At 63.4% G+C, this 8,848-nt stretch carries 11 protein-coding genes; 9 read left to right on the forward strand and 2 right to left on the reverse strand.

The window, feature by feature from the left end:
• Both AYR66_RS23240 and AYR66_RS23245 read left to right on the forward strand, forming a co-directional pair.
• A partial coding sequence (locus tag AYR66_RS23240; RefSeq protein ID WP_170942346.1) for a TolC family protein occupies positions 1-273 on the forward strand: 273 nt, incomplete at its 5' end.
• A gap of 297 nt (positions 274-570) precedes the next feature.
• Entirely contained in the window at positions 571-927 is a 357-nt protein-coding gene (locus AYR66_RS23245) for a DUF4148 domain-containing protein (protein ID WP_088709483.1), read from the forward strand.
• A gap of 144 nt (positions 928-1,071) precedes the next feature.
• On the opposite strand, the gene AYR66_RS23250 is transcribed toward AYR66_RS23245, so the two are convergent.
• Both AYR66_RS23250 and AYR66_RS23255 read right to left on the reverse strand, forming a co-directional pair.
• Positions 1,072-2,682, reverse strand: a complete 1,611-nt coding sequence (locus AYR66_RS23250; RefSeq protein WP_088709484.1) for an NAD(P)-binding protein — start codon at positions 2,680-2,682, stop codon at positions 1,072-1,074.
• Entirely contained in the window at positions 2,682-4,193 is a 1,512-nt protein-coding gene (locus AYR66_RS23255; RefSeq protein WP_088709485.1) for a polyamine aminopropyltransferase, read from the reverse strand. Before AYR66_RS23255 ends, AYR66_RS23250 begins: the two co-directional genes overlap by 1 nt.
• Before the next feature lie 126 nt (positions 4,194-4,319).
• Between AYR66_RS23255 and AYR66_RS23260 the strand changes: the two genes are divergently transcribed.
• The 7 genes from AYR66_RS23260 to AYR66_RS29735 all read left to right on the forward strand — a co-directional run.
• Positions 4,320-4,706, forward strand: coding sequence for a DUF350 domain-containing protein (locus AYR66_RS23260; RefSeq protein WP_088709486.1), 387 nt, complete (start codon positions 4,320-4,322; stop codon positions 4,704-4,706).
• A gap of 14 nt (positions 4,707-4,720) precedes the next feature.
• Positions 4,721-5,746, forward strand: coding sequence for an SPFH domain-containing protein (locus AYR66_RS23265; RefSeq protein WP_088709487.1), 1,026 nt, complete (start codon positions 4,721-4,723; stop codon positions 5,744-5,746).
• Positions 5,747-5,753: 7 nt separating this feature from the next.
• The gene (locus AYR66_RS23270; protein WP_088709488.1) at positions 5,754-7,202 is read left to right on the forward strand and encodes a DUF4178 domain-containing protein; all 1,449 of its coding nucleotides are present in this window, start codon (positions 5,754-5,756) and stop codon (positions 7,200-7,202) included.
• Entirely contained in the window at positions 7,199-7,372 is a 174-nt protein-coding gene (locus tag AYR66_RS29060; protein WP_170942250.1) for a hypothetical protein, read from the forward strand. The genes AYR66_RS23270 and AYR66_RS29060 overlap by 4 nt, the downstream gene beginning before the upstream one ends.
• Positions 7,369-7,728: an adenosylmethionine decarboxylase gene (gene speD / locus AYR66_RS23275; RefSeq protein WP_088709489.1), complete on the forward strand. Its 360-nt coding sequence runs from the start codon at positions 7,369-7,371 to the stop codon at positions 7,726-7,728. The genes AYR66_RS29060 and speD overlap by 4 nt, the downstream gene beginning before the upstream one ends.
• Positions 7,725-8,510, forward strand: a complete 786-nt coding sequence (locus AYR66_RS23280) for a metallophosphoesterase (protein ID WP_088709490.1) — start codon at positions 7,725-7,727, stop codon at positions 8,508-8,510. The genes speD and AYR66_RS23280 overlap by 4 nt, the downstream gene beginning before the upstream one ends.
• A gap of 103 nt (positions 8,511-8,613) precedes the next feature.
• On the forward strand, positions 8,614-8,848 hold a 235-nt coding region (locus AYR66_RS29735), incomplete at its 3' end, for a PAS domain S-box protein (protein WP_206047254.1).

An 8,848-nucleotide genomic window follows, 5' to 3' on the forward strand; every position in this document is an offset into this window, starting at 1 on the left:
AGCGTGCTAACCGCCTTTGCCGAGGTGGAGGACAACCTGTCGGGCCTGCGCACGCTGGCCGGTCAGGCGCAAGCCATCGACGATGCGGTCGCCTCGGCGCGCCGATCGACTGATTTGGCGAACAAGCTGTATCAGGCGGGGCGTTCGAGCTACCTCGACGTGATCGACGCGCAACGCAACCTGGCGGCGGTGGAACGCAGCGCGGTGCAGTTGCGCGGCGCGCGGGCGACCACGACGGTGGCACTGATCCGCTCGCTCGGCGGCGGCTGGTAAGCGAATCCGATCGCCACACCGAAACGTATATGAGCTGTCGTGCAGGGCGACGTCATCCCCGCCCTGCACGGTTGGCATAAACCACGGAGACAAAGCGCACGAAGCCGGACAGCAAGAATTGATTATTTCGTTTTCAGAAATGGTCCATTGCTTTTATTGCTGTTTTTCAAGTTTCGCGCGATGGCTACACTGTGCTTCATCGATGAGCACACAACGAATGCGACTCACGAAAGACGCGATGGAAGCAGGATGACCTTCCCGACGCGCCGGAGTCATTAACTTACTAGGAGTATCAAAATGAATGCGAAAAACCTGATTGCCGCCGTTTCCCTGCTGACCGCCGCCGGTTCCGTCCTGGCTGACCAGACCTACCCCTTCGTCGAGCACACCAATATCGCTTCGACCAAGACCCGCGCTGAAGTCGTTGCCGAAACCAAGCCGGCCGTGAACACCGAGTTCGTCGAGCACAAGAACATCGCCTCGACCAAGACCCGCGCTGAAGTGCGCCATGAACTGGCTTACCAGCCGGTCGGCGGCAGCGAATTCGTCGAACACGTCAACATCGCTTCCACCCGCACCCGCGAGGAAGTGCGCAACGAAGCGATCCAGGCTGCCAAGGGCGGTCAAGCCAAGGACACCAGCTCTGGCAGCTGATCCGTCCGGCAGGTCAGGATTACCCGCCTGACTGAATTTTCGGTAATCGGCTCCCAGGGAGGAACCGATTACCGTTTTACGTAGTCTCCTCCAGACTCTCCGAGAGTTGGATTTCGCCCGCAGCCCGATGGCCTGCGGGTTTTTTTATGCGGCAAGAATCCTGAGGGCAGCCTGGTAGCCCCACCACGCCGCCTCCTCGAACACCGAGAACCCGGACAGGTCGGCATGCGCGAACAGGACTGGCCCGTCGGCATCGCGCAATGCCTGCAATCCCTTATTGGAAAGAAAGCCCGGGCGCGGCGATGCCATCGCGTGGGGACGCAGGGTGAGGTCGGCGCGTTCGACGCAGCGGGCAAAGGCATGGCCGTAGACTTGGCGCAAGTCGGAAGCGGCGTAGTCGAGCAAGGCGTCCGGGGATACTGTTTCCAGCCATTTCCGCGCGGCGGCCGGCGAGAGCTGGTCGAGTGCCGCGTAGGCGGTGAACACCGTTTTTTCGGGCGGCGTGACGCGGATATCCTGGTGCGTGGACACCACATAGCCGAGCCCGCGCCCCTGATAGACCACGTTATCCCACGACAAGGGTTGCTCGGGGAGCTCCTGCGGGAAGCGCTTCATCAGGAAGTTACTGACCAGCCAGGGCGCGTAGGTGGGTAGATCCTGCTCTCCATTGAATCCGTATGCACGCAGGTCGAACACACGCGACGCGACGAACAGGGGCATGGCGCACACCGCCTTCCGCGCCTTGACGATGAAGCTGCGGACGCTTCCCCCGACATACTCGAAGCACAGCGCCTCAACGCCGCGCGAAGTGACATGCAAGGACGCCACGCTGCCGATGCGTCGGCGTTGCCCCGCCGCCTTGTCCATCATTGCGGCCAATGGATGCAATCCTCCGGGCCAGGTCAGCCATTCGCCGTGTCCGGCATTTTCCGCCGCGCCACCGCGGCTGCAGAAATAGTGCAGCCCCGCCCATGCCGATACGTCGCCACGGCCCGCGCCGTAATCGTCGCGGCAGCAATAATCCAGGTACCAGTGCAAGGTCGGCGAGCGGAAGTTTTCCCGCTCGGCCCACTGGCGGAAGGTGATCCGGTCGAGCGCGCGCCATTGCGGGTCGGCGGACGACATCGCGGCCGGAATGACGAACGCGCGGCGGCCGTCGCTGCCGCGGGCCGACCGGAACCGTTCGACCAGTTGCGCAAAGCGCTCGTGCTCGTCGAGCTCCCATTGCGGCAGCCCTTCCTTCGGCAGGATGCCTTCCTGCCAGCGCCCGCCAAACAGCACCCGCTCCTGGGGCGCATGCAGGATGCAGCGCTCGTCGTAGTAGGGCTGCTCGGCCGAGGGATTGCGCAACAGGATGCCGAGGTCGTGCAGCAGTTCGCGGATATGCAAGGATTCGGTCGACGGCAAGGGCAGGTAATGCGCGCCGGTCGGATAGGCAATGCCGCCATGGTTACCGCCGGCGGCATTGCCGTAGGCCTGCGGGCCGTCGAACACGAGGAAACGACGATGTCCCTCCCGCGCCAGCTTCCACGCTGCCGTCAGTCCGGCCACGCCGGAACCGAAGATCGCGACATCGATATCGACTTCGTAAGCGGGCGCGGGCAGTGCCTTGCGATCGCGCAGGAAATGCCCTTCGATGCGGCCGGGCGCATGGACGTTGACGGGAATCTCGTGCAGGTGGCGCCAGCCGGCCGCCGTTCCCAGCAGCGCCGCCGCGCCGGCGCTGCCCGCCAGCAGGAAGGATCGCCTGTCCATCAGCGCAAGTACTTCCGCCAGTCCTGCTCGAACTCATGCACCAGCGACTGCGTGTTGAGCCGGTTCGGCGGCATGTCCAGCCGCTGCATGTCGGGCGGGAAGGCAAACATTTCGCGCGTCGTCTCGGCATTCAGGTAGCGCATCTGCAAACGGTATTGCGCCGGCGGCGTGAACTTCTGCTGCGGCGAGGCGAGCACGAAGCCCCATTCGCCGAAAGACGGCACGTACAAATGGTAGGGCCAGGTCTGCAATCCCGCTTCACGCAGTGTGGCATCGATGGTCCAGTACGCATGCGGCGCGAAGAAGGGCGAGGTCGATTGCACCGCGACCATGCCGTTGGCGGAGAGATGGCGCTTCACCATGCCGTAGAAGGGCACGGAATACAGCTTGCCGAGCGCGAAGCTGGACGGATCGGGGAAGTCGATGAGGATGGCGTCGAATACCTCTTCGTTCTCCTGCAGCCACATCGCGGCGTCGGCATTGACGACTTTCACGCGTGGATCGCCGAGCGCGCCCTTGTTCAGCGTCACCAGCTCCTCGCGACGGCTGAAGGCCTGCGTCATCGCGGGGTCGAGGTCGACCAGCGTGACTTGCGCGACATTCGGATAGCGCAGCACTTCGCGCAGCGCGAGTCCGTCGCCGCCGCCGAGCACCAGCACCGTACGCGCCCAGGGCAGCGATTCCATCACCGGATGCACCAGCGCTTCGTGGTAGCGGTATTCGTCGCGCGAAGAGAATTGCAGATTGCCGTTGATGTAGAGACGCAGGTCATCCTTCCATTTGGTGATCACGAGCCGCTGGTAGGGCGTGGTGGTCGAGTAAACGACGTTGTCGCCGACCAGCGCATGCTCGCCCCACTGCACCAGCCGGTCGGAAGCGGCGAAGCCGCACAGCAGCACGAACATCACCGCGCTCGCGCGCAGCACGCGCCCGCCGATGTTTGCCAGCTCGGACCGGAATGCATGCATGGTCCAGAAGGCGACGCCGACATTGAGCATGCCGAACAGGAATCCCGTGCGCACCAGCCCGAGCTGCGGCGCCAGCACCAGCGGAAACAGCACCGACACCGCGAGCGCCCCGAGGTAATCGAAGGTCAGTACCTTGCTCACCAGCTCGCTGAACGCGGTCTGCCGCGCATTGAGCGCGCGCATCACCAGCGGAATTTCCATGCCGACCATCGCACCGACGAAAAAGACCAGCACGTAGAGCATGCTGCGGAACGGCGCGCCCATCCAGGAAAAGGTCAGGAAAAGCACCGCCGCGGACAGTCCGCCGACGAAGCCGACCGCGAGTTCGATATCGACGAAACGCGCGAGGACGTCACCGTCCTTGACATACTTCGACAGGTGCGCGCCCACGCCCATCGCGAACAGGTAGCAGCCGATGATGGTCGAAAACTGGAATACCGAATCGCCGAGCAGGTAGCTCGACAGCGCGCCCGCGATCAGCTCGTAGGCCAGCCCGCAGGAGGCCACGACAAAGACCGAAAGTATGAGGATGTGCTTGGTCATCAAAAGGCTGGACAGTGCATGTTTTTCGATTAGTATATTGGCAAAGATCCGCCAGGCATCGGAGGGATTTTACGATGCACATCGCGGACAGACGGACAGCCCATCCAACCCGACCGAGAGACTGCCTTGCCCGCCTTCGCCAACTACCTGATCTATCTGCTGCTGTCCGGCGTATTGCTCGTGTTCTTCTTCGTCGTGTACACGCGGGTCACGCCCTATAACGAAGTGCTGCTGATTCGCCAGGGCAATAATGCCGCCGCCCTTTCCTTGGGCGGCGCCGTGCTGGGTTTCTCGCTGACAATCGCATCCTGCATCCTCCACACCTCGCGCATCACCGAGTTCCTCGGCTGGGCCTTCGGCGCGCTGGTGGTGCAGCTGCTCGCCTACATCGTGACGACGAAGTGCCTGTCAATGTCGAAGGAACATATCGAATCGGGCAATACCGCCTTCGGCGGCATCCTCGGCGCAATCGCCCTGTCGGTCGGCGCGATCAACGCCGCCTGCATCTCCTGAACCGAAAGGAAACCATGAGCCTTTTCTCCTTCATCAAGAAACAGTTCATCGACGTCCTGCAGTGGAATGAGGACACCGAAGGCGTGCTCGCCTGGCGCTTCCCGATGGAAGGTTTCGAAATCCAGAACGGCGCCGCGCTGACCGTGCGCGAATCGCAGGTCGCGGTATTCGTCAACGAGGGCCAGATCGCCGACGTGTTCGGGCCGGGCAACTACAAGCTGACCACCGCCACGCTGCCGGTGCTGACTTACCTCAAGAACTGGGACAAGCTGTTCGAGTCGCCCTTCAAGTCGGACGTCTACTTCTTCAGCACCCGTGTGCAGACCGGCCGCAAGTGGGGCACGCCGCAGCCGATCACGATCCGCGACAAGGACTTCGACATGGTGCGGCTGCGCGCCTTCGGCATGTTCTCGTACCGCGTCGCCGATCCGAAGACCTTCTTCACGGAGCTGAGCGGCACGCGCGAGGTGTACACCCGCGACGACGTCGAGGCGCAGCTGCAGGGCATCATGCTGTCGACCATGGCGACCTCGATCGGCGCGTCGCAGATTCCCTTCCTCGACATGGCGGCCAACCAGGCGCTGATGGCGCAGTCGGTCAAGGGTGACCTCGCCAATGCCTTCGCGCGCTACGGCCTGGCGCTCGACGAATTCAACGTCGGCAGCGTGAGCCTGCCCGACGAGCTGCAGCAGGCGCTGGATGCGCGCATTGGCGCCGGCATGAAGGGCGGGCTCAGTGCCGGCAAGATGGAAGGCTTTACGCGCTTCCAGACGGCCGAAGCGATTCCGCTGGCGGCGCAGAACGAAGGCGGCCTCGCGGGGCTGGGTGCAGGCCTGTCCACCGGCATGGCGGTGGGCCAGGCGATGACGCAGGCACTGGGCGGCGCGCAGGCGCAGGCCCCGGCTGCCGCACCCGCACCGGCGGAAGACGCGCCGGAAGTGCGCCTCGAAAAGCTGAAAGCCATGCTCGACAAGGGCCTGATCTCGCAGGGCGATTACGACGACGCCAAGGCAAAGATCCTGCAAAAGCTGATCGGATAAGCCGCGCATGCAGACTGTCTCCTGCCCGAGCTGCGGCGCGAATGTGCAGTTCCGGTCGCATGCCTCGGTCATGGCGGTGTGCGAGTACTGCAAGTCCACCGTCCTGAAGGATGCGGACACGGTCAAGGACATGGGACGCATGTCCGATGTCCTTGACGATTACTCGCCGATCCAGGTGGGCACCAGCGGCCGCTACGGCAGCCAGGGATTCACCGTCATCGGCCGCATTCAGCTGCGCTATGACAACGGCTTGTGGAACGAGTGGCATGTGCTGTTCGACGACGGCAATCCCGGCTGGCTGTCGGACGCGTCCGGGCAGTACACGCTGACCTTCGACAAGGCGGGCGCGGCGACGCAGATCGCGTTTGATGATATCCATGCCGCTTCGCTGTACAGCATCCTCGGAGAGAACTGGATTGCGACCGACGTGCGCAGCGCGGCATGCACCGGCGGCCAGGGCGAGCTGCCGTTCCGCGTCGGCGAAGGATGGACCGCGAAGGTCGCCGATTTCCGGCGCGGGAACAAGTTCCTCACGCTCGACTATTCCGAATCCGGCGCGCCGAAGATCTATGCCGGCGAAGCGGTCACCCTCGACCAGCTCAAGTGCCAGTTCCTGCGCGATGAAGACACCATCCGCGACAGCGCCGGCAAGATCCGGGGCCGCGTGGAGCGCCTCGGGTGCCCATCATGCGGCAGCAATGTCGCCTTCGTCCCCGGCGCCACCACGCAGATCGTCTGCCCGAGCTGCCGTGCCGAAGTGGATGTCTCGGCGCGGACCGCCGTCGTGCTGGAGACTGCCACCCGCATGAAGGCAGTCAAGACCAGCATCGAACTCGGTGCGAAGGCGACGATCAACGGCGCGTCCTGCGAAGTGATCGGCGTCATGCGGCGCCGCGATGAAGACGATTTCGCCTGGACCGAATACCTGCTGTACAGCCCGCGCTCCGGCTTCCTGTGGCTGGTGGAAACGGACGAAGGCTGGTTCCGCGCCGACGTGCTCGACGACTGGCCGGAGTGGAACCGGGGCGATACGGCAAAGCTCGGCGCCCAGGCCTACCGCAAGGAATCCGACTACACGGCGACCGTCGATTTCGCCGCCGGCGCGTTCAACTGGCGCGTGCATGCGGGCGACACGGTGCGCGTGATCGAGTTCACCCAGGGCAAGAAGTCCCTCGCGGCGGAGCTGTCGGCCAATGAACTCACCTGGTCACAATCGGCGCCCGTGCCGTCGGACCAGATGCGCGCCTGGTTCGGCATCGCGGCAAAGGAAGCGAAGCTGAAGCCGAAGACATCCCTGTTGTCGGTCGCGAAGTTTTTCGTGATCGCGATCCTGGTGCTGAATGCCATCCCGCTGCTGCTTGAATTCGGCAAGACCTGGGAATATGTCCTGTTCGCCTGCGCCGCGGTCTACGGCCCGGCATGGGCGCTCAACCTGATGGGCGGCGGCGAATCATGAACGGCAAGTTCATCCTCTATGCGCTGATGGTGTCGCTGGTGTGCACGATACTCAGCTGGGGCGAGCTGGCCGATGGCGGGTCGGGCAGCGCATCGCGCTCGGGCAGTTCCTGGAGTTCCAATTCCGGCTCCACCGGCGGTTCATGGGGCGGCGGCGGGGGACACAAATGAGCGCGCACCATTCCTCGGGCGTCCACCTGATCGCCGACCTGCACGGCGTCGCCGGCGGCGGACTGGCCGATCCTGCAGCCATGGAACAGGTACTGCGCGAAGCGGCGCTCGCCGCCGGCGCGCACATCGTCTACAGCCATTTCCATCCGTTCGGCCCCGGGCAGGGAGTGACGGGCGTGGTCCTGCTGGCAGAATCGCATATTTCCATCCATACCTGGCCCGAGTCCGGCTTTGCCGCCGTCGATATCTTCATGTGTGGCAATGCCGAGCCGCAGCGTGCGCTCGACCTGATCCGGAACGCTTTGGCGCCAACTGCGATCAATGTGCGCAATATCGCGCGCGGAACACCAGAATGAATATCCAGCTCGCCTCCGACCTCCACCTCGACCTGTTGCAGCCGCGCTTTCCCGGTTTCCGGGCGATCGAACCAAATGCGGACGCGGATGTGCTGGTCATTGCCGGCGACATCCACCACGGCACCGGCGCAGTGGCGACTTTCGCCGATTGGCCGGTGCCGGTTATCTATGTGCATGGCAACCACGAAGCCTACAAGAGCACGATCGAAGAGACGACCGCCGCCGTGCGTGCTGCCGCCGGCAAGGGATTCCACTACCTGGAAAACGACGAGCTCATCCTCGGCAATGTCCGCTTCCTCGGCTGCTGCCTGTGGACCGATTACCAACTGTTCCCGGGCCAGCAGGAGGCGGCCATGCAGGAATGCGAACTGCGCCTGCTCGACCATCGCCGCATCCACACCCCGCAGGGTATGTTCACCGCCGCCGATGCGTTAGCGCTGCATCGCGCCTCGCGTGCCTGGCTGGAAAGAAAACTGGACGAAGCCTTCGACGGCCCGACCGTCGTCGTCACCCATCATGCGCCACATCCCGGTTCCATCCATCCCCGTTATGCCGGGCAATTGCTCAATGCCGGATTCATCAGCGACCTGACGCCGCTGCTTGCCAAGGCGCAGCTCTGGCTGCATGGCCATGTGCATGACAGCTTCGACTACACGTTAGCGAGTGCCCGCATTCTCGCTAATCCGCGGGGTTATGCGTTGAACCGGCTTGCGGCTGCCACGCTGGAAGAATTGCAGTGGGAAAACCCTGCGTTCCAGCCAGACCTGCTCGTCAAAATCTGAAAACTTTCCGGTACTTCCTGTTACGCTGCGGGTTACACATGTTCGGCACGATGTAATATTTGCCTCAGAGAAACTCATTACGAGTCGGAGTCGGGACGCAGCAATGGAAAACGAGGTCGAGGCGATCGCGGCCGCATCCAGTCTTTCTGGAAATGCATGGCTGGGCGGCGAGGAAAGGTATCGCGGCATCCTTGAAACCATCGAGGATGCCTATTACGAAGTGGACTTGCAGGGCAACCTGGTGCTGTTCAACAGCGCACTTTGCCGGCTGCTCGGCTACGACGCGGGTGAACTGTTCGGGTGTTCCCACCGCCGCCTGCAACCGGCGGGCGAAGCGG

The organism is Noviherbaspirillum denitrificans (assembly GCF_002211445.1).
GTDB lineage: Bacteria > Pseudomonadota > Gammaproteobacteria > Burkholderiales > Burkholderiaceae_D > Noviherbaspirillum > Noviherbaspirillum denitrificans.

Coding starts and splice junctions, on each gene's coding strand:
- AYR66_RS23245 (WP_088709483.1), top strand. CDS start 571: ATGAATGCGAAAAACCTGATTGCCGCCGTTTCCCTGCTGACCGCCGCC.
- AYR66_RS23250 (WP_088709484.1), bottom strand. CDS start 2,682: ATGGACAGGCGATCCTTCCTGCTGGCGGGCAGCGCCGGCGCGGCGGCG.
- AYR66_RS23255 (WP_088709485.1), bottom strand. CDS start 4,193: ATGACCAAGCACATCCTCATACTTTCGGTCTTTGTCGTGGCCTCCTGC.
- AYR66_RS23265 (WP_088709487.1), top strand. CDS start 4,721: ATGAGCCTTTTCTCCTTCATCAAGAAACAGTTCATCGACGTCCTGCAG.
- AYR66_RS23270 (WP_088709488.1), top strand. CDS start 5,754: ATGCAGACTGTCTCCTGCCCGAGCTGCGGCGCGAATGTGCAGTTCCGG.
- AYR66_RS29060 (WP_170942250.1), top strand. CDS start 7,199: ATGAACGGCAAGTTCATCCTCTATGCGCTGATGGTGTCGCTGGTGTGC.
- speD (WP_088709489.1), top strand. CDS start 7,369: ATGAGCGCGCACCATTCCTCGGGCGTCCACCTGATCGCCGACCTGCAC.
- AYR66_RS23280 (WP_088709490.1), top strand. CDS start 7,725: ATGAATATCCAGCTCGCCTCCGACCTCCACCTCGACCTGTTGCAGCCG.